The sequence below is a fragment of the Clostridioides sp. LIBA-6822 genome (genome assembly GCF_056688955.1).
Window position 1 is genome coordinate 277,132 of record NZ_CP196995.1, and the last position, 21,978, is coordinate 299,109.

Sequence of the window (21,978 nt, forward strand, 5' to 3'; positions counted from 1 at the left end):
AATGAGGATTTTAAAGTTTTTACAAAAACATCTTATGACAGCAACTTCATATATGATTCCATTTGTAGTTGCTGGAGGTATATTATTTGCTCTATCAGTAACTCTAAGTGGACAAGCTGCTGTTCCTGAAACTGGATGGCTAGCTAAACTTAATCAAATTGGAGCCGCTGGTCTAGCTTTGTTTATTCCAATATTGGGTGGTTATATAGCATTTAGTATGGCAGATAAGCCAGGGTTAGCTCCAGGCATGATAGGTGCATATTTAGCAAAAGAAGTAAATGCTGGTTTTATAGGTGGTATCATAGCAGGATTTATAGCGGGATTTGTTGTTTTGCAATTAAAGAAAATTAAATTGGCACCTACAATGAGAACTTTAGGTTCAATATTCATTTATCCTTTGCTTGGAACATTGATTACAGGTGGTATAATTGTATTTTTAATTGGAGAACCTATAGCTTCTTTTATGACATGGATGACTAATTGGTTGAATGGAATGTCTGGTGTTTCTAAAATCCCTTTAGGTGGTATCCTAGGAGGAATGATAGCTTCTGATATGGGTGGTCCTATAAATAAAGTAGCTGCGACTTTTGCCCAAACTCAAGTTGATACACTTCCATATTTAATGGGAGGAGTTGGTGTTGCAATTTGTATACCTCCAATTGGATTAGGGTTAGCTACATTATTGTTCCCAAAAAAATTTAGTAAAGAGGAAAGAGACTCAGGAAAAGCCTCTCTATTAATGGGATGTGTTGGAATTACAGAAGGAGCGATTCCATTTGCAACAGCAGACCCTGTTAGAGTAATTCCATGTATTATGGCTGGGTCGATTATAGGAAACATTATGGCCTTTTTATTGGGGTGTTTAAATCATGCACCTTGGGGAGGTCTGATAGTATTACCAGTTGTTGATAATAGATTGGGATATATTGCATCAGTCACAACTGGAGCAATAGTCGTTGCAGTATTAATGAAATTAGTAAAGAAGGATGTAAAAGAAGACGAAGAAATTGAAGAAGATATAGACGATTCTATTGAACTAGTATTTGAAGAATTATAGATATATAGATATAAATACTGTTAATTTATATGAAAACCTATTATAAAAATAATCATACAAAATTCTAATTTTAAAGGAGATAAGAATATGAAAATTGTAGCAGTAACATCTTGCCCTAGTGGAGTAGCACATACTTATATGTCAGCTGAATCACTTGAATTATCAGCAAAAAAATTTGGTATAGAAATAAAGGTTGAGACTCAGGGGAGTTCTGGAATAGACAATGAGTTATTACCTAAAGAGATTGAAGAAGCAGCCTGTGTAATACTAACTAATGATGTTGAAATTAGAAATATGGATAGATTTAAAGGAAAAAAAGTTGTAAGAATGAGTGTTTCTGACATAATTAAAAAATCTGATGCATTAATTAAGAAAATAAAAGATACTTTTCAATAAAGTTTGATTTATTTTACATATAACATAAAGGTGTATTTGATATTAATTCTATTAAATACATCTTAAAAATAGAATAAAAGGAGATATAGTCATGAAAAAATTACCAATAAAGACTGTCGTACAACGACTACTAGACTTACAAGAAGAGGGGAAAAGTGCAACACTTTTAGGAATTGGTCCTATGTCACCAAACTTGTTACAGGCAAGTTTTGAACTAGCAAAAGATGATGATTTTCCTTTAATGTTTATTGCCAGCAGAAATCAAGTAGATGCAGATAAACTAGGTGGTGGTTATGTAAATGGTTGGAATCAAGAAACTTTTACAAAGGATATTAAGAAGATAGCTGATAAAGTTGGATTTGATGGTTTATATTACTTATGCAGAGATCATGGAGGCCCATGGCAAAGAGACAAAGAAAGAAATGACCATTTGCCTGTTGACAAAGCCATGGAATTAGGAAAAAAATCTTATTTAGCTGATATCGAGGCAGGTTTTGATTTATTAATGATTGACCCTACAAAAGACCCGTTTGAAATGGGAAAGGTAATCCCTTTAGATATAGTCCTACAAAGAACTATAGAATTAATTGAATATTGTGAAAATGAAAGAAGAAGACTCAACCTACCAGAAATAGGCTATGAAGTTGGGACAGAGGAAACAAATGGAGGACTAACTTCAACTGAGACATATGAAACATTTATAACTAGATTAAAAATTGAACTTGAAAAGAGAGATTTACCAATGCCAACATTTATAGTTGGTCAGACAGGGACTCTAACTAGAAAAACAGAGCAAGTAGGCACTTTTAATTTTAAGAATGCTTATGATTTAGCTCAAATGGCTAAAAAGTATGGAGTTGGCTTAAAAGAGCATAATGGAGATTATTTAGATGATGTAACTTTATTAGAACATATACCTTCTCAAATTATTGCTACAAATGTTGCTCCTCAATATGGAACTGAAGAGACTAGAGCATACTTGAAACTAGCAGAAGTTGAAAGAAAACTAAAGGAAGAAGGATTAATTGAAAAAACTTCAAATATTAGACACGTTCTTCTTGTCGATGCTATAGAATGTGGACGTTGGAGAAAGTGGGTAATGGGAGAACAGAAAAATCTAACTACTGAAGAAATATTTAAGGATGAAGTTTTATCTAATGAGATATTAGATATTGCAGGTCATTATACATTCAACAATGATGATGTTAAAAGAGAGATAGAAATGCTTTATAGTAATTTAAGCAAAAATAATATTGATGGTCAAAGATTTGTTGTAGACTATATTAAACGACCTTTACGTGATTATGCAGAATGTTATAATTTAAAAGGTGTTACTACAAGAATTTTAAATAAATAATAGGACTTATAGTGGTAAGTATTGTTATACTAGGTATTTATAGTTATAATTATACTTACCACTATTAAATTTAGGAGGATTAATATTTTGATTAATTTAATTTTTGATGTAGATGATACTTTATACAACCAATTGACACCTTTTTATATTGCATATGATAAGTTGTTTTCTTCAATAAAAGGTGTTTCTGTTGAAGATTTATATATAAGCAGTAGAAAATATAGTGATGAAGTATTCCATTTGACTGAGAGTGGAGAGATGCCAATTGAGAAAATGCATGTATATAGAATAATGAAGGCTTTTGAAGAATTAGGAAATCCTATTACAGAAAAGGATGCTCAAAATTTTCAAGATGAGTATATATATCAGCAATCACAAATTACTTTAATACCAGAAATTGAGCAGATTTTGAATTTTTCTAAAGAAAGAAATATTAATATAGGAATCATAACGAATGGGCCATCAGCGCATCAAAGGATGAAGTTAAAGCAGTTGAATATTGAAAAATGGGTTGACAAAAACCATATTTTTATTTCTAGTGAGGTTGGTTTTTCTAAACCAGACATCAATATTTTTAGAGTGGCTGAGAATGTCATGAATCTAGATAGAGAAAATACATATTATATAGGCGATTCTTATAAAAATGATGTAGTAGGTGCTAGAAAAGCTGGATGGAAGAGTGTTTGGATGAATCATAGAGGTCATGGAGTAGAAGAATTGTTTTATAAGCCTGATTTTGTAATTTTGGAATATAAGGATTTATTGTCTTTACTTATGAAAGTATGTAGTAAATCAAATATTAGTAATAGAATTATATAAAATAATTAAAAATATATATGTAAAATCATATATTTAAATTGTAAATAATTTGTTTTATATTAAAAAATAGATTATTTAGAAAAAGTACTTTAATATTTAAAAGAATATTAAAGTACTTTTTAATTTAAAAAACTTTCTGTATTGATAATATAAATTTTTTAACAAATTGTCCGATAAATAAAAGGATAGGTAGTTATTAATTTAAGTTATATAGACTTTGATGAATTATACTAAGGATGATAAGTTAAAATTTATATTATATTTAAATCCTTAAAATAACAAAAATAAATACTAGATTAAATTTTATAAACAAGCACAATATTCAATTGGAAGGTAGGGTTAGATATGAAAGCAATAATTTTAGCAGCGGGAATGGGGACGCGATTGAGACCATTAACTTTGGAATCGCCTAAACCATTAGTTAAAGTTAATGGAAAACCAATGATAGAAACCCAAATAGAATGTCTATTGGAAAAGGGTATAAGAGATATAAAAGTGGCTGTAGGATATCTAAAAGAAGAGTTTTACTATTTATCAGAAAAATATAATGTGGAATTAATATATAATGATAAATACGATATGTATAATAATATTTATACTATGTATTTATTAAGAGAGTATTTACCTGATAGTTATGTTATAGAGGGAGATGTATACTTATATAATAACTTTATAGATCCAGATATAAATAAATCTACTTATTTTACTTTTTATAGGGAAAATTTTAATAATGAGTATATATTTGAATTTGATAAAAATGACAAGATTTATGATATGTATGTTGGTGATAATAATGGCTATATATTATGTGGTGTGTCCTACTGGTCATTAACAGATGGAAATATTATAGCAAAAAAATTAGAAGAAACAGTAAGTAGTGGAGATTTTGGAAGTTTATTTTGGGATGATGTTGTAATGCAAAATAAAGAGAATTTAAATATGTACATTAAGAAAATAGATTTTAAGGATTGTTTTGAAATAGATACTGAAGAAGATTTGAAGTTTTCAGAAAGATGTATAGTTCAAAATAATAATTTTATGATGAACAAGTCTTTACAATACTCTAAGTAGATTAGGAAGGAATTTATATGGGAATTTTAAATAAAATAATGAACCAAGAATCTTTTGATGTAAAAACATCACTAGATTATATTAATGAATATGAGCAAGTATTACCTTTTGACAGTGAGATTCACACTGCGCGTGCAGTTACATATTTTTTTGCAGAAGAATATGAACTTGCGGAAGAACATATTAGAAAGGCTTTGAAATTTAGGCCCAATAATTATGATAATAACTTTTATTTAGCAAATATTTTGATTGCTAAGGGTAAATATTCTGATGCTATTAAAGCAGCTATGTTGAGTGTGACATTCTTAAAACATTTTGCTAAGCTTCCAGAATATGATTATGTAGATGATAAATTAGTTTATGCTAATGAACAAGTAAAAAATCTTATTGATTATTGTATTGAAAATATAAAAGACATAAGTGTAATTGAGGACTTAAAAAGATTTTTTGGATTTATTGAGCTAAGTGTTACTAGTTTTCCTACATACTTTTATGATGATAAATGGAAAGTTATGGTAGGTGAGTATTTCAATAAAAATTCAAACATTGAATATAATGACTATATATGTTTTTACTCTGATACATATTATAATTCTTTAGGAGACCTTCAAAAAAAAATATGTATGAGTCTTAATATTCCTAATTTATATTCAATATGTCCAATAGAGAGTTTTAAATCTATGACTACAAAGGAATTTAATTTAGATAATGGAAAATACATTGTTCCAATAGCTACAACTGAATATAATCAAGTTATTGATTTTAAAGTTGGAAATACTAATTTAAAATCACAACAAGTAGATCCACCTGATTTTTTTAAGTACTATAGAGTAGATAAAGGAGTTAGTTTGAATTCAGATAAAGATATTATAGTTGGAAAACCAATCGAATTAGGATTTAAAGAAAATAATAAAAAATTAGTTCTCACTATATTTATAGATTCTTTATCTCAACAATATTTATCAGAAACAGAATATAAATCAATGCCTTATACAAAAGAGTTTTTTGATAAAGGAATTATATTTAAAAATTGCTATACAACAGGAGAGTGGACATATCCATCTTTTACAAGTGTATTTACAGGTCTATACACAACTAATCATCACTTTATACATCATAGTACGGGATATAAATTTCCAGATGACATAGATTTATTTAGTGAGATTATGAAAAAAAATGAATACTTCACTGCAAACATAGGTGGGTCATATGCAATTGCTCCATACAGTAGTGGTTTTAGAGGATTTGACAGAACTGTTTTTAAGAATAGTCTAGGATTTTGTGATTCAATATTAATTAATGATGTTATTGAACATATTGAGTCATTTAAAGAAACGAATCAATTCGTATTTATGTCTTTAAACGATGTTCACAAGCCAATAGAAGATATTGAATGCCGTGGAATTGATTATAATATTGTTAATCAAACATCTTTAGATATAGAGACATCTTTATCAAAGATGAACTTAGGTGTAAGTGTACGACAAGAATATCATGAGGAAACTGTTAAAAAATATGAAGTAGCTCTTAGACAATTAGATCGTAATTTGAAGCAAATCTATGATTATATATTACAAAATTACTCTGAAGAAGAGTATTTAATTAGTATTTTTTCAGACCATGGTGCTTCATTTTTAGGCAAAGATGATTTTTTATTAAAATCAAATATAACTAATAATGTATTAATGGTTAGAGGGTCTGGAAGTATATCCAATGATAATACTGAGTATATAAGTAATATGGATTTAATTCCTATAACTTTGAAGTTGGCAAATATAGAATATGATTTATCGAAGTATGATTGTGTACTTCCAAAGACACTAGGAGGTAAAGGTCGTGAGTTCACTTATAGTGAATCAATATATCCTGGTCAGACTTATAAAGCTATGGTTAATAATGATAAATATTGTTATATATTAGAAACAAAAGATATTACTAATATAGATGGAACAATTAATTTTGATGAATATAGTGATTCTGTTTTTGATAAAAAGGAAGGTAAAGAAATTAAAGATAATGACATTTTAGAGTATTATAGAGAGATAGTATATAATCATATAAAGAGAAATATTAAATATTAATATTAAAAATTATTTAGATATTAAATAGATACAGTTTATTTTATTTTAATAAACATTCTACTTTTAAAATAGAACTACTGAATTTAGGTAGTAAGAATTTCTATATATCAAATTTAATAAAAAAGATTTTTCGGTAAACTATTTTCTTTTCTTGTACAAAAAATGAGATACTCAAATTTTTATTTTGAGATATCTCTTTTTTATTATCTAGTTAAAGTTAAATAATTAGGAATATATTTTATTTAGCCTAATCGATAACGTTTTGAGATTCCTTATAACTACATGTTAACTGTTGAATAGGCTTGTCGTATGGCTTAACCCATCCTTTATTAATACTTAATTCTGTAAGTGCTGTATGACCTTCAACCATTTGAGTTAGTGAAGCTGAATATATAGCTCTCAATTCAGGGGTACTACTTGTTAATGCAGAGTTAAGGTACATATTAGCAGATGCTTTAGAAGATGCAAGCATACTTAATATTATTACTTTATCGTCTATGTAAGTATTGTTTTTAATTAGATTTTCTATCATATTTCTCATATTGTTTATACCTCCTCAGAAATTAGTATTTCATTTTCAACTATAAATTGTTGCATAGCTTTAATTCTTCCTTCTGTTGCTAATATACTAGATTCTGATTGTCTTTTTAGGTCTTCATCTGATATTAACATATTTATTGCTCTTTGCATAAGTAATCCATCAGATTCCATTTTTATAACAGCTGCTAAAGATATTTTTTCAGTTTCTGAAAGTATTCTCATTTAATCATCTCCTATATTGTAATTTATTCTTTAATATTATGTCTTCCTTTTTAATGAAATAACCATAACATTTTTTTACAGTATCTTATATTCTATTTATATCAAATTTTAATCAACTCATAAAATTTTTTAGGAGGATAAAATGAATTTTAAAAATAAAACCAAAGTATTAAGTTTATGTTTAATATCAATACTAATGATATCTACATCGTGTACGAATCCTAAAAGAAGGAAACAACTGAAATCAATATATTAGCAACTATAGACTTACATGGAGAAGTTACATATAATATAGCTTAAAAAATAAATAAAGAAAAAAGAAAATAATATGACATTAGTAGATTTTTATGAGTCAGATGGTTTAAGACAATGGAGCAATATCCTAGTGAGGCTTGAGATGTTTACGGAAACGATGACATAGTTAAAAAAGAAATGACTATAATTATACAAATGAATGAAGTTAAATATGATTCAGTAGTATTTGATAATCATGAGTCTGTTGCCATCTCTAAAAAACGATTTATTGTTAACTAATATATAAATAATATTAGAAAAGAAGGTTTATATTATGATATTTAACAGCATTCTTTTAAAAAATAGTTGATAAGGTAAAAAAGAAGTAATAAAAAATAATATATAAAAATTCAAAAAAGGAGTTAAATTTAAAAGTTGATTAAAAAAATCAATCTTGAGACTATCCATTTTTTATTTTAACAAAAAAATATAAATATAGTTCGACACAGGGCGAATGAAAAAAATACAAGAAATATTTTTTTTAAAAAATTTCAAAAAAGAGTTGATAATATATGTATATTAATATAAAATTTAAGGTGTATAATTCGTATAATGATACGAATGATTTGAAATGTAAAATAACTTATAAACGGAGAGGGGAAGTCTAATGAAAGTAGCAGTAGTTATGGGTTCAAAATCAGATTATCCAAAATTAGAAGAAGGGATAAAACTACTTGAAAAATATGGAATAGAAGTTGTAGCAAGAGCATTATCTGCTCATAGAACACCAGAACAACTTTCAATATTCCTAAAAGAAATAGAAGATGATACTGATGTAATAATAGCAGCAGCAGGAAAGGCAGCACATTTACCAGGTGTAATAGCTTCACAAACACTAATTCCTGTAATAGGATTACCTATTAAATCATCAACTATGGACGGACTAGACTCACTTTTATCAATAGTTCAAATGCCAAAAGGAATACCAGTTGCGACAGTTACAATAGATTTAGGTTTAAACGCAGCTTTATTGGCATTACAGATAATGACTTTAAAATACCCAAAATTAAAAGAGGATTTGAAATCATATAGAGAAGAGATGGCACAAAAGGTGCTAGAAGACGACAAGAATTTAAGGGGGTAGCAGAAATGTTATTATATGAAGGAAAAGCAAAACAAGTATACTCTACAGATAATGAAAATGAATATGTTGTTTATTATAAAGATGATGCAACAGCATTTAATGGAGAAAAAAAAGCAGAAATATCTTCAAAAGGTATACTAAACAATAAGATATCAACAATAATCTTTGAAATGTTAAAAGAAAATAATATAAATACACACTTTATAAAAAGTTTATCAGATAGAGAAATGCTAGTTAAAAAAGTAGAGATTTTACCATTAGAGGTAATAGTAAGAAATATTGCTGCGGGCTCTATTTGCAAAAGAGTTGGTCTTGAAGAAGGTGAAGTTTTCGATGAGCCAATCTTTGAAATAAGCTACAAAAACGATGCTTATGGAGACCCAATGTTAAATGATGATTATGCAGTAGCAATGAAATTAGCAACTAGAGAAGAATTAAAATTCTTAAGAGAAGAAACTTTAAAAATAAATGAATTACTAAAAGCATTTTTCTTAAAATTAAACCTAAAGTTAGTTGACTTTAAAATAGAATTTGGTAAAGATTCAGAAGGAAACATAATATTGGCAGATGAAGTATCACCAGACACTTGTAGACTTTGGGATGTAAATACAAATGAAAAGTTAGATAAGGACAGATTTAGAAGAGACCTTGGAGACCTTGTAGAAGGTTATACGGAAGTACTTTCAAGAATGAATAATAAATAGGAGGCAAATGTATGTGTGGAGTTTTAGGGATTTACTCTAATAAAGATGTAACTAAAGAACTATATTATTCTTTATATTCTATGCAACACAGAGGGCAAGAAAGCTGTGGTTTAGCTCTTTTGGATGATGGAGAAATTAAGTACAAAAAAGATATGGGATTAGTTGGAGATGTTTTTAAAGAAAGTGAACTATCTAAGTTAAAAGGAAATATAGGTATTGGACATGTTAGATATTCAACAGCTGGGGGAAGTCATGTTTCAAACTGTCAACCTTTAGTTGGAAGTTGTAGAAAAAGACAATTAGCCATAGCTCATAATGGAAATCTAGTTAATGCAAATTATTTAAAAGACATGTTAGAAGAAGATGGATATATGTTCCAAACTAATTCAGATACAGAAGTGATTTTATATATACTTGCAAGATATTACAAAGGTGATATAGTAGAAAGTTTAAAAATGACTATGGATTATATCAAAGGTGCATATGCTCTTGTAATAATGAGTCAGGAAGAATTGGTTGCAGTTAGAGACCCACATGGATTCAGACCTCTTGTACTTGGTAAAAAGGGCGATGAATATATATTTGCATCAGAAAATTGTGCAATAGACATACTTGGCGGAGAAGTTATAAGAGATGTAGAGCCAGGGGAAATAATAATAGTTAAAGATGGAGAATTAAAATCATATTTTTATTCAGAAAATTATAAGCCGGTTAAGAAGAGTTGTATATTTGAACACATATACTTTGCAAGAAACGATGCAACTATAGACAATGTAAATGCATATGAATTTAGAATTAAATGTGGTGAAAGATTAGCTCAAAATGAAAATGTAAATGCAGATATGGTAGTTCCAGTTCCAGATTCAGGTTGGCCAGGAGCTATTGGTTATGCAAATGCTAGTGGATTAAAAATAAGTGAAGGCTTAGTTAAAAATAGATATGTAGGAAGAACATTTATAAAACCTACACAAGAAGAAAGAGAAATAGCAGTAAAAATAAAATTGAACCCTCTTTCAACAATAATAAAAGGAAAATCTATAATTTTAGTAGATGACTCAATTGTAAGAGGAACTACATCTAAACAGTTAGTAAAATCTTTAAGAGAAGCAGGAGCAAAAGAAATTCATCTTAGAATAACATCTCCTCCAGTAGCTTACTCTTGTTATTATGGAATAGATACTCCAAATCGTTCTAAATTAATTGCATCAAGTAACAATGTAGAAGAAATGAGAGAATATATTGGATGTGATAGTCTAAAATTCCTAGATATAGAAGGAATGTTAGATGCAGCAGAGCACAAGTCTACTTTCTGTAAAGCTTGTTTTGATGGAGAATACCCAGTTAAGAAAATTGATAAGGAGGAATTACTTTCATGTTAACATATAAAGAATCAGGTGTAGATATAGATGAAGGAAATAGAGCAGTAGACCTTATAAAAGGTAAAATAAAAGGAACTTATGATGGAAATGTAGTTGGAGATTTAGGTAACTTTAGTGGATTATACAGTTTAAAAGATTTTGTGGGAATGAAAGAACCAGTTTTGCTTGCATCTACAGATGGTGTTGGGACTAAGTTAAAAATAGCTCAAATGATGGACAATCATGATACTGTTGGAATAGATTTAGTTGCAATGTGTGTAAATGATTTAATTTGCCAAGGAGCAAAGCCATTATTTTTCCTTGATTATATAGCTCTTGGGAAATTAGTTCCTGAGCATATAGAAAAAATAGTTGGTGGAATTGCAGATGGTTGTAAAATGTCTGGTTGTGCACTAATTGGTGGAGAAACTGCTGAGATGCCTGGTATGTATGGAGATGATGATTATGATTTAGCAGGATTCTCTGTAGGTATAGCAGACAAAGAAAAGATTGTTTCTGGAAATGATGTTAAATCAGGAGATGTATTAGTTGGTATATCTTCAAGTGGAGTACACAGTAATGGATTTTCTTTTATAAGAAAGATATTTTTAGAAACTTACAACTACAAGATGGAACAATATGTTGAAGAACTAGGAATGACAGTTGGGGAAGCGCTTTTAACACCAACTAAAATATATGTTAAATTAGCTTTAGATGTATTAGCTAAACATGATATAAAAGCTATAGCTCACATAACTGGTGGAGGGCTTATAGAAAACATAACAAGGGTTATACCTAAAGGATTAGGATTAGACATCAATAAAAAATCTTGGCAGAAGCCTCCTATATTTAAAATGATAGAAGATTTTAATGCTGTTGATGAGAGAGAACTTCACAAAAGTTTCAACATGGGTATTGGACTAGTTTTAATAGTAAATAAAGAAGATGCTAACAATGTTGTAGACTTTATAAACAATAGAGAAAATGACAATGCTGCTTATGTAGATAAAAAATACAGTGAATTATTAGAAGATAAAGCATATATAATTGGTGAAGTAGTAGAGAGTCATGAAGGTGTAGAATTATGTTAAATATAGGAGTTTTAATATCTGGTGGGGGAACAAATTTACAAGCAGTTATAGATGGAACTGAATCTGGAAAAATAAAAGGTCAGGTTAAAGTAGTTATCTCAAGTAAGCAAGATGCTTATGGCTTAGAGAGAGCTAAAAATCATAACATAAAGGCAATTTGTGAAACTAATGAAGACAAGATAATAGAAATTCTTAAAGAAAATAAAATAGATTTAGTAGTTTTGGCTGGTTATTTAAAAATAATCAGCCCAAAGCTGGTTAATGAGTTTAGAAACAAAATGATAAACATACATCCATCATTAATTCCTTCATTCTGTGGAGCTGGATTTTACGGAGAAAGAGTTCATCAAGGTGTTATAGATTATGGAGCCAAAGTAACTGGAGCTACAGTTCATTTTGTTGACGAGGGTGCTGATACTGGACCAATTATAATGCAAGATGTAGTTAAGGTTAATCAAGATGATGATGCAAAGACACTTGCAAAAAGAGTGTTAGAAGTTGAACATAGGATTTTAATAGAAAGTTTGAGTCTTTTTTGTGAAAATAAATTAAAACTTCAAGGTAGGAGAGTGTTTATAAATGAGTAAGAGAGCTTTAATAAGTGTAACTGATAAGACAGGTGTAGTAGAATTTGCTAAAGAGTTAAATAAGCTAGATTATGAAATTATATCTACAGGAAATACTTTCAAGACATTAAAAGAAAATGGAATTAATGTAATGCAAGTTGAAGATGTTACAAACTTCCCAGAAATATTGGATGGAAGAGTAAAAACATTAAATCCATATATACATGGTGGGATACTTTACAAAAGAGATAAAGAATCTCATGTGGAAACTGTAAATGAACACAAAATACATTCAATAGATTTAGTAGCTGTAAATCTATATGATTTTGAAGGAACTTTAAAGGCTGGAAAAAGCCATGATGAAATGATAGAAAACATAGACATTGGCGGTCCATCTATGATACGTTCTGCTGCTAAAAACTATAAAGATGTAATAGTAGTAGTAGATATAAAAGATTATGATTCTATAATAGAAAAATTAAAAACAGACACAATGACATTAGAAGACAGAAAAAAATTATCATATAAAGCTTTCTCAACTACAGGAAGATATGATGCGTTAATATCTAGTTATTTTGCTGGAGAAGTTGGAGATACATATCCTGACATATTAAATTTAACTTTCCAAAAAGAACAAACTTTAAGATATGGAGAAAATCCACATCAAAATGGTTTCTTATATTCACAATCAAATGCAAAAAATCCAATCTTAAATTATGAACAATTAGGCGGTAAAGAACTTTCTTTTAACAACTTAAACGATTTACATGGATGTTTAGAAGTAATGAGAGAATTTAAAGATAGCGAAGAAGTAGTTTCAGTAGCTATAAAACATGCTAATTCATGTGGAGTGGGATTAGGTAAAGATGCTTTTGAAGCATATACAAAATGTTATGAAGCAGATAAAGTTTCAATATTTGGTGGAATAGTAGGAATAACTTCTACTGTAGACAAAGCTACAGCAGAGAAATTAAATGAAATATTCTTAGAGATAGTAGTAGCATATGATTTTGAGCCAGAAGCTTTAGAGGTACTTAAACAAAAGAAAAATTTAAGAATACTAAAATTAGCTAAGATAGAAGATAGTTTACAACCATATGAAATGAAATATTTAGATGGAAAATTATTAATACAAGATAGAAATAGTACTTTAGCAGAAAAAAGTGAGAATGTAACAAAAGCAAAACCAACAGACGAGCAACTTAAGGATATGGAATTTGGTATGAGAGTAGTAAAAAATATGAAATCAAATGCAATTGCGATAGTAAAAAATGGTCAAACTTTAGCTTTAGGTTGTGGGCAAACATCAAGAATTTGGGCATTAAAAAATGCTCTTGAAAACAACAAAGATAAAGATTTTACAGGAGCTGTTTTAGCATCAGATGCATTTTTCCCATTTGATGATTGTGTAACATTAGCTCATGAATATGGAATATCAGCAGTAGTTCAACCAGGTGGTTCTATAAAGGATAAAGATTCAATAGAAGCTTGTGATAAGTATGATATGGTTATGGTATTTACAGGAATAAGACACTTCAAACACTAAGGAGGATATTATGAAGATATTGGTTGTAGGCGGTGGCGGAAGAGAGCATGCTATATGCTGGAAACTAAGCAAAGAAAAGAATATAGATAAAGTTTATTGCGCGCCAGGTAATGCAGGAATTGCAAATGTAGCAGAATGTGTAAATATAAGTGATACTAATATAGAAGAACTTTTAAAATTTGCAAAAGAAAATGAAATAGGTCTTACAATAGTAGGGCCAGAAGTACCACTAGTTATGGGTATAGTAGATGAGTTTGAAAAGGAAGGTCTAAGAGTTTTTGGGCCTAATAAAAAATGTGCTCAACTTGAAGGAAGTAAAGCTTTTTCAAAAGATTTTATGATAAAACATAACATACCTACTGCAAAATATAAAGAATATACAAACTTAGAAGAAGCTATATCAGAAATAGATAGCTTTGGATATCCAGTAGTAATAAAAGCGGACGGATTAGCTGCTGGAAAAGGTGTTGTAATACCTGAAAATAGAGAAGATGCTATAGCAACTTTAAAAGAAATGATGTCAGATAAGAAGTTTGGAGCTGCTGGAGATAAAATAGTAATTGAAGAGTTCTTAAAAGGAATAGAGACTTCAATCTTGGCATTTGTAGACAATGACACAATAGTTCCTATGGCAAGTGCAAAAGACCATAAGAAAGTAAATAATTATGAACAAGGGCCAAATACTGGTGGAATGGGAACTTTTTCACCTAGTGAAATATATACAGAAGAATTAGCAAATAAAGTAAAAGAGACAGTATTAGAAAAAACTTTAGAAGGATTCAAAAAAGATGGTCTTAACTTTAAAGGTATTTTATTTGTTGGTCTTATGATAACTGAAGATGGAGAGAAAGTACTTGAATACAATGTAAGATTTGGAGACCCTGAGACACAATCTGTTTTATTTAGACTAGAAACAGATTTACATGAGATAATGGAAGCTATATTGGATAATAAATTAAAAGATATAGAAATAAATTATAGTGATGATGAAGCAGTATGTGTTATGCTTACATCAGGAGGGTATCCAGACAGTTATGAAAAAGGAAAAATTATAACTGGTCTTGAAAACCTGGATGATGATATAGTAGTATTCCACAGTGGTACTAAGATGCTTGATGGTAATTTAGTTACTAATGGAGGAAGAGTAATTGGTATAACTGCAAAATCAACTACAGTTAAGGACGCAGCAGAAAAAGTTTATGAGAATATAAAGAAAATAAACTTTGAAGGAATGCACTATAGAACAGACATAGGAAGATAATTTTTCTAAAATGGAGGATAAGGTATGTTGAATACTGAAAATAAAGACTCAATGGTTAGAAGAGTACTAGTTGAAAAAAGAGAAGGTTTTGACCTTGAGGCTAAAGCTTTAAAAAAAGACTTGTTAGAAAGTTTACACATAAGCAATATAGAAAATTTAAGAATATTAAATAGATATGATGTAGAGGGAATATCAGAAAAAGTTTATGAAAATGCAGCAAAAACAATATTTTCTGAACCGAATCTAGATGTAGTATATTATGAAGAAATACCAGAGTTAAATGGTGAAAGAGTATTTGCGATAGAATTTCTTCCTGGTCAATATGACCAAAGAGGTGATTGGGCAGCTCAATGTATCCAAATCGTAAATCAAGGTGTAAGACCTGCTATTAATACAGCAAAGGTTTATATATTATCAGGTCAAGTAACTGATGAAGAGTTTTCTAAAATAAAAGATTACTGTATAAATCCAGTAGATAGTAGAGAAGCATCTTTAGAAAAACCAGAAACATTAAAAATGGAAACTGAAATACCAACAACAGTTGAAGTATTAGATGGGTTTATAGATTTAGATGAAGATGGACTAAAAACATTTGTAAGTGAAAAAGGATTAGCAATGACTTTAGGAGACTTACAACACGTTCAAAAATATTTTAAAGATACAGAAAAAAGAAATCCAACTATAACAGAAATAAAAGTTCTAGATACTTACTGGTCTGATCATTGTAGACACACTACTTTTATGACTGAAATAGAAAATGTAAAGATAGAAGATGGTAAGTTTAATGATATAGTAAAAGAAGCGTATCAAATGTATCTTAACTCAAGAGACAATGTATATGTGAACAGACATAAAGATATATGTTTGATGGATATAGCTACAGTTGCAGTAAAAGAATTAAAGAAAAATAGAAAATTAAATGACCTAGATGAAAGTGAAGAGATAAATGCATGTAGTATAAATGTAGATGTTGAAGTTGATGGTAAGATGGAAAAATATTTAGTAATGTTTAAAAATGAAACTCATAACCATCCAACTGAAATAGAACCATTTGGTGGAGCAGCTACTTGTCTAGGTGGAGCTATAAGAGACCCATTATCAGGAAGAAGTTATGTTTACCAAGCAATGCGTGTTACAGGAAGTGCTGACCCAAGAACAACTTTAGAGGATACTTTACCTGGAAAACTTATGCAGAGAAAAATTACTACAGAAGCTGCTCATGGTTATAGTTCATATGGTAACCAGATAGGTCTTACAACTGGACAAGTTGCAGAAGTATATGATGAAAACTTCGTTGCAAAGAGAATGGAAATAGGCGCAGTTATAGCAGCAGCACCAAAAGAAAATGTAGTAAGAGAAAGACCAGAAGCAGGAGATGTAATAGTTCTTCTTGGAGGAAAAACAGGAAGAGATGGTTGTGGAGGAGCAACTGGTTCATCTAAAGAGCATAGTGAAGAATCAATATTAACTTGTAGTGCAGAAGTTCAAAAAGGAGATGCTCCTAACGAAAGAAAAATACAAAGATTCTTTAGAAATAAAGAAGTTGCTCAAATGATAAAAAGATGTAATGACTTTGGAGCAGGTGGAGTTTGTGTGGCTATAGGTGAGATTGCTGATAGTTTGGACATAAACTTAGATTTAGTGCCTAAAAAGTACGATGGACTTGATGGAACTGAACTTTCAATTTCAGAATCACAAGAGCGTATGGCTGTGGCTATAAAAAAAGAAAATAAAGATAAATTTATACAATTAGCAGTAGAAGAAAACTTAGAAGCTACACATGTAGCTACAGTAACTGATACAGGATATTTAAGAATGTTCTGGAATGGAAAAGCAATTGTAGATATAAATAGAGAGTTTTTGGATACGAATGGAGTAAAACAAACTACTGATGTCCATGTTACTAAAGTAGATGAAGAAAATACATTCTTTAACTCTAATGAAGTAGTAAAAGACGTTAAATGTGCAAGTATGAAAGATAAATTTACAAAAGTATTATCTGACCTTAATGTTTGTTCTCAAAAAGGATTAGTTGAGATGTTTGATAATACAATTGGTGGCAATACAGTACTTATGCCATTTGGTGGAAAGTACCAAGCTACTCCAACTCAAGGTATGGTTGCTAAGATACCAGTACTTGGTGGAGAAACTAATACTTCTACAATAATGACTTATGGATACAATCCAAAGGTAGGAAAATGGAGTCCATTCCATGGTGCTTTATATGCAGTAGTAGAATCTGTGTGTAAATTGGTTGCTATTGGAGGAAATTACAGTACAACAAGACTTACATTCCAAGAGTATTTTGAGAAACTTGGTAACAATCCAAAAAAATGGGGTAAACCATTCTCAGCACTTTTAGGAGCATTCTATGCACAAAGTAAATTTGAGATACCTGCTATAGGTGGAAAAGACAGTATGTCTGGTACATTTAAAGATATTGAAGTTCCGCCAACATTAGTTTCATTTGCTGTTGATACAGTAGATGCTAGAAAAGTAGTATCTCCAGAATTTAAAAAAGCAGACTCAAAAGTAGTAATGTTATGTGTAAATAAATCAGAAAATGATGTTATAGATTTTGAAGAATTAAAGAAAAACTTGGATAAAGTAAGAGAACTTATACATGGAAATAAAGTTTTATCAACATATGCATTAGGATTTGCAGGTGTTGGTGAAGCAATAAGTAAAATGTCTTTTGGTAATAAAGTAGGATTTAAGTTTAGTGAAGAAGCTGAAAAGGCACTTACAGATGATAAATTATTTGAGGCTAGTTATGGAAATATAGTACTTGAATTAGCAAATGATGATTTAAGTATTTTAGATGGATATAATTACATGGTTCTTGGAAGTACAGTTAAAGAAGCTAGTTTATTCATCAAAGGTGAAGAACTTTCATTAGATGAATTATATAAAGCACATTGTAGTACTTTAGAGCCTATATTCCCAACTAAAGCAGAAGAAGTAAAATCAAAAATAGAGACTATAAGTTATATATCACAAGGGGAGGCTAAAAAATCATCATTAAGTATAGCTACTCCAAGAGTATTTATACCAGCATTCCCTGGAACAAACTGTGAATATGATTCTGCAAGAGCATTTGAAAGAGCAGGAGCTAATGCAAATATAAGAGTATTCAAGAATTTAACTTATAAAGATATAGAAGATTCTATAGATACAATAGTAAATGAGATAAAATCTTCTCAAATAATAATGTTACCAGGTGGATTTAGTGCAGGTGATGAGCCAGATGGTTCTGGTAAATTTATAGCTACTGTATTTAGAAATCCTAGAGTACAAGAAGCTATAAATGAGTTTTTAACTAAAAAAGATGGTCTAATGCTAGGTATTTGTAATGGATTCCAGGTATTAATCAAATTAGGATTAGTTCCATATGGGGAAATAAGAGTTCAAAGTGAAAATGCACCAACACTTACTTACAACAATATTGGTCGTCATCAAGCTAAGATTGCTAGAACTAGAATTTCTTCTAATAAGTCTCCTTGGCTGGCTCAAACTAATGTTGGTGATATTCACAATATAGCAGTTTCTCATGGAGAAGGTAAATTTGTTGCTAGTGAAGAAGTTATGAGAGAATTAATTGCTAATGGACAAGTAGCAACTCAATATGTTGATTTTAATAATGAGGCTACTTATGATATTGAATTTAATCCAAATGGTTCATTCTATGCTGTTGAAGGTATAACTAGTGTTGATGGTAGAGTGTTTGGTAAGATGGGACATTCTGAGAGAATTGGTGAGGCAGTATATAAGAATATCATAGGTGAAAAAGACCAAATGATATTTGAATCTGGAGTTAAGTATTTTAGATAAGATTTTAAGAATTAATATAAAATTACAATATATATTTTAGATATCTGAAATTAAGGAGATGTAATAATATGATGATAATCATCTAATAATACATCTCTTTTTTATTTACATAAAAAATAAGATGTATTATATCTAGGTTAAAAAATAAGATATGTTATAATTAATTACTAAGAGAAGTTAAATATTTATTGGAGGGCAAACATAATCAATGAAAGTATTAATAACAGGGTCTAATGGTCAATTAGGAAGAGAATTGGTCAATCAATTAAAATCAATCAATCAAAGTATAGATCAACCAAAGTATGACACATTAGCCACGACAAGGGATGATTTGGATATATCTAATCAAACTAACGTGGATAGTTTTATTTCGGATAATAAGCCTGATATAGTGATAAACTGTGCAGCATACTCAAAAGTTGATGAATGTGAAGACAATATAGAAACTGCATACAAAATGAATGCTTTAGGAGTTAAAAATTTAGCAATAGCATCAGAAAAAGTAAATGCCAAATTTGTACATATATCAACTGACTATGTATTCGATGGTCTTTCTAAGTACCCATATAGAGAAGACAATAAAACTGAGCCCAATTCTGTGTATGGAAGTAGTAAACTAATGGGAGAAAACTTTGTGCAAAGATTCTCACATAAATACTTTATATTGAGAACAGCATGGTTATATGGTGATGGAAATAATTTTGTGAAGACTATGATAAGGCTATCTGTAGAAAATAAAGAAATTAGTGTGGTTGATGACCAATTTGGAAGTCCAACAAGCACTGTGGACTTATCAAAGGCTATAATAAATCTTATGGAAACAGATAATTATGGAGTTTATCATGCTACATGTGAAGGTGAGTGTAGTTGGTATGATTTTGCTAAAAAGATATTTGAATTAAAAAATATAGATATAAAAGTAAATCCAATTAAAAGTGAAGATTTTAAAAGCAAAGCTCAAAGGCCAGCATATTCTGTACTAGATAATTTTATGTTGAAATTAATTGGATTGAATTCGTTTAGGAAGTGGGAGGAGTCTATTGAAGAGTATTTAAAGAAACATTAAATCAATATAAGGTAAACATACTATTTTTAGAAAATAAAATAAGATATTACATAAAATATAAATATTTCTTTTATTTATCCGATAATCATAATATAACAAAAACAAATTTAAGGATGGAATAAATATGAAAGGAATTATTTTAGCAGGAGGATCTGGGACAAGACTATACCCAATAACAAAATGTATATCAAAACAAACACTTCCTATATACGACAAACCAATGATATATTATCCTATGTCAGTTCTTATGTTGGCAGGGATACAAGAAATACTCATAATATCTACACCAAGAGATATAACAGCGTTTCAGGATTTGTTTGAAGATGGAAGTTCATTAGGGCTTAAAATAACATATGAAATTCAGGAAAAACCAAATGGAATTGCTGAAGCATTTATAATAGGAGAAGAATTTATAGGAAATGATAGTGTTTGCCTTGTACTAGGCGATAATATATTTTATGGATATGGATTTAGTGAAAGATTAGAAAATGCAGTCAAAAGGGATGGAGCAACTATATTTGGTTATCATGTTAGCAATCCGAATTCGTTTGGTGTTGTAGAATTTGATAAAGATTTCAATGTATTATCAATAGAAGAGAAACCTAAGATACCTAAATCCAATTATGCCATACCAGGATTGTATTTTTATGACAATGATGTTGTGGAAATAGCAAAGCTTACCAAGCCATCATATAGGGGTGAATTAGAAATAACTTCTATTAACAATGAGTATTTAAAACGAGGAAAACTAAAAGTAGAACTTTTAGGAAGAGGTATGGCTTGGTTGGATACAGGCACACATAAGGGTTTATTGGATGCTTCTAATTATGTTGAAGTAGTTCAAACAAGACAGGGATTATATATAGCATGTCTAGAGGAAATTGCATATACAAAAGGGTATATAAGTAGAGAGGAATTAATAGAACTATCCAAGCCACTGATAAAAACTGAGTATGGCCAGTATCTATTAAACTTAGCTAGAGAAGATATGTAGTATTACATAAAATTTATTACTAATTTTATTTTACTAAGGGAGTTTATTATAATGGGAAAATTCAATTTTATAAAGACAGAAATAGAAGGCTTATATATAGTTGAGCCAAATGCATTTTATGATGACAGAGGATATTTTATGGAAAGTTATAATAAGAAGGAGTTTTTGGAGTTTGGACTTGATATGTGTTTTGTTCAAGATAATGAATCCAGCTCTAGAAAAGGTGTTTTAAGAGGCATGCATTTTCAAAATAAGTATCCTCAAGGAAAATTAGTTAGAGTTACAGAGGGCGAAGTTTTTGACGTTGCAGTTGATTTAAGAAAACATTCACAGACATTTGGAAAGTGGCAAGGAGTAATATTGTCTGATAAAAATAAAAGGCAATTTTATATTCCAGAAGGTTTCGCTCATGGTTTTTTAGTTTTATCAGACAAAGCTATATTTAGTTATAAGTGTACAAATTATTATTATCCAGAATTTGAAATGGGTTTTATGTGGAATGATAAGTATGTATCTATTGACTGGCCTTTAAAAGGGATTGAAGAGATATTTTTGTCATCAAAGGATAAAAACCATAAGGATTTTAAAGATATTTGTATGGAACTTTAATAAAAGTTTATGAGAATTGACATTTGGGAGA

19 protein-coding genes are annotated in these 21,978 nt (G+C 29.5%); 17 read left to right on the top strand and 2 right to left on the bottom strand.

The genetic code is table 11. The features are described from left to right. Window position 1 precedes the first annotated feature (1 nt). From ACTG48_RS01630 to ACTG48_RS01655, 6 genes are all read left to right on the top strand, one after another. Window positions 2-1,057 carry a PTS fructose transporter subunit EIIC gene (locus ACTG48_RS01630; protein ID WP_479917914.1) on the top strand — a complete coding sequence of 352 codons (1,056 nt, stop codon included), beginning with the start codon at window positions 2-4 and terminating at the stop codon, window positions 1,055-1,057. A gap of 87 nt (window positions 1,058-1,144) precedes the next feature. Continuing rightward, on the top strand, window positions 1,145-1,453 hold the full coding sequence (locus ACTG48_RS01635; protein WP_021382617.1) for a PTS fructose-like transporter subunit IIB: 309 nt from the start codon (window positions 1,145-1,147) through the stop codon (window positions 1,451-1,453). Between the two features lie 91 nt (window positions 1,454-1,544). Next, a complete protein-coding gene (locus ACTG48_RS01640; protein WP_479917915.1) occupies window positions 1,545-2,810 on the top strand; it encodes a class II D-tagatose-bisphosphate aldolase non-catalytic subunit in 1,266 nt (421 codons plus the stop codon). An 87-nt stretch (window positions 2,811-2,897) separates the two neighbouring features. Next, window positions 2,898-3,629 carry an HAD family hydrolase gene (locus ACTG48_RS01645; RefSeq protein ID WP_479917916.1) on the top strand — a complete coding sequence of 244 codons (732 nt, stop codon included), beginning with the start codon at window positions 2,898-2,900 and terminating at the stop codon, window positions 3,627-3,629. Between the two features lie 345 nt (window positions 3,630-3,974). Next, the gene (locus ACTG48_RS01650; RefSeq protein WP_479917917.1) at window positions 3,975-4,700 is read left to right on the top strand and encodes a sugar phosphate nucleotidyltransferase; all 726 of its coding nucleotides are present in this window, start codon (window positions 3,975-3,977) and stop codon (window positions 4,698-4,700) included. Window positions 4,701-4,717: 17 nt separating this feature from the next. Beyond that, a complete protein-coding gene (locus ACTG48_RS01655) occupies window positions 4,718-6,781 on the top strand; it encodes a sulfatase-like hydrolase/transferase (RefSeq protein WP_479917918.1) in 2,064 nt (687 codons plus the stop codon). Window positions 6,782-7,028: 247 nt separating this feature from the next. Here the strand turns inward: ACTG48_RS01655 and ACTG48_RS01660 are convergent, their stop codons facing one another. Both ACTG48_RS01660 and ACTG48_RS01665 read right to left on the bottom strand, forming a co-directional pair. After that, window positions 7,029-7,322 carry a spore coat protein gene (locus ACTG48_RS01660; RefSeq protein WP_479917919.1) on the bottom strand — a complete coding sequence of 98 codons (294 nt, stop codon included), beginning with the start codon at window positions 7,320-7,322 and terminating at the stop codon, window positions 7,029-7,031. Between the two features lie 5 nt (window positions 7,323-7,327). Then, complete coding sequence (locus tag ACTG48_RS01665; protein WP_021364155.1) at window positions 7,328-7,543, bottom strand: hypothetical protein; 216 nt, start codon at window positions 7,541-7,543, stop codon at window positions 7,328-7,330. A 901-nt stretch (window positions 7,544-8,444) separates the two neighbouring features. On the opposite strand from ACTG48_RS01665, the gene purE reads away from it, so the two are divergent. The 11 genes from purE (at window position 8,445) to rfbC (ending at window position 21,947) form a co-directional block, all read left to right on the top strand. Further along, the gene (gene purE / locus ACTG48_RS01670) at window positions 8,445-8,921 is read left to right on the top strand and encodes a 5-(carboxyamino)imidazole ribonucleotide mutase (RefSeq protein WP_003425290.1); all 477 of its coding nucleotides are present in this window, start codon (window positions 8,445-8,447) and stop codon (window positions 8,919-8,921) included. A 5-nt stretch (window positions 8,922-8,926) separates the two neighbouring features. Then, complete coding sequence (gene purC / locus ACTG48_RS01675) at window positions 8,927-9,625, top strand: phosphoribosylaminoimidazolesuccinocarboxamide synthase (protein WP_479917920.1); 699 nt, start codon at window positions 8,927-8,929, stop codon at window positions 9,623-9,625. A gap of 11 nt (window positions 9,626-9,636) precedes the next feature. Further along, a complete protein-coding gene (gene purF, locus ACTG48_RS01680; RefSeq protein WP_021382604.1) occupies window positions 9,637-11,004 on the top strand; it encodes an amidophosphoribosyltransferase in 1,368 nt (455 codons plus the stop codon). After that, the gene (gene purM / locus ACTG48_RS01685; protein WP_479917921.1) at window positions 10,998-12,074 is read left to right on the top strand and encodes a phosphoribosylformylglycinamidine cyclo-ligase; all 1,077 of its coding nucleotides are present in this window, start codon (window positions 10,998-11,000) and stop codon (window positions 12,072-12,074) included. Before purF ends, purM begins: the two co-directional genes overlap by 7 nt. Further along, window positions 12,068-12,661, top strand: a complete 594-nt coding sequence (gene purN / locus ACTG48_RS01690) for a phosphoribosylglycinamide formyltransferase (protein ID WP_054268782.1) — start codon at window positions 12,068-12,070, stop codon at window positions 12,659-12,661. The genes purM and purN overlap by 7 nt, the downstream gene beginning before the upstream one ends. Further along, window positions 12,654-14,186 carry a bifunctional phosphoribosylaminoimidazolecarboxamide formyltransferase/IMP cyclohydrolase gene (gene purH, locus ACTG48_RS01695; protein WP_479917922.1) on the top strand — a complete coding sequence of 511 codons (1,533 nt, stop codon included), beginning with the start codon at window positions 12,654-12,656 and terminating at the stop codon, window positions 14,184-14,186. Before purN ends, purH begins: the two co-directional genes overlap by 8 nt. 10 nt (window positions 14,187-14,196) lie before the next feature. Further along, entirely contained in the window at window positions 14,197-15,447 is a 1,251-nt protein-coding gene (gene purD, locus ACTG48_RS01700; RefSeq protein ID WP_479917923.1) for a phosphoribosylamine--glycine ligase, read from the top strand. 24 nt (window positions 15,448-15,471) lie between these two features. Continuing rightward, window positions 15,472-19,278 carry a phosphoribosylformylglycinamidine synthase gene (locus tag ACTG48_RS01705; protein ID WP_479917924.1) on the top strand — a complete coding sequence of 1,269 codons (3,807 nt, stop codon included), beginning with the start codon at window positions 15,472-15,474 and terminating at the stop codon, window positions 19,276-19,278. A gap of 208 nt (window positions 19,279-19,486) precedes the next feature. Then, window positions 19,487-20,344 carry a dTDP-4-dehydrorhamnose reductase gene (rfbD, locus tag ACTG48_RS01710; protein WP_479917925.1) on the top strand — a complete coding sequence of 286 codons (858 nt, stop codon included), beginning with the start codon at window positions 19,487-19,489 and terminating at the stop codon, window positions 20,342-20,344. 124 nt (window positions 20,345-20,468) lie between these two features. After that, on the top strand, window positions 20,469-21,338 hold the full coding sequence (gene rfbA / locus ACTG48_RS01715) for a glucose-1-phosphate thymidylyltransferase RfbA (RefSeq protein ID WP_479917926.1): 870 nt from the start codon (window positions 20,469-20,471) through the stop codon (window positions 21,336-21,338). A gap of 51 nt (window positions 21,339-21,389) precedes the next feature. Beyond that, on the top strand, window positions 21,390-21,947 hold the full coding sequence (gene rfbC, locus ACTG48_RS01720; protein WP_479917927.1) for a dTDP-4-dehydrorhamnose 3,5-epimerase: 558 nt from the start codon (window positions 21,390-21,392) through the stop codon (window positions 21,945-21,947). Window positions 21,948-21,978 lie beyond the last annotated feature (31 nt).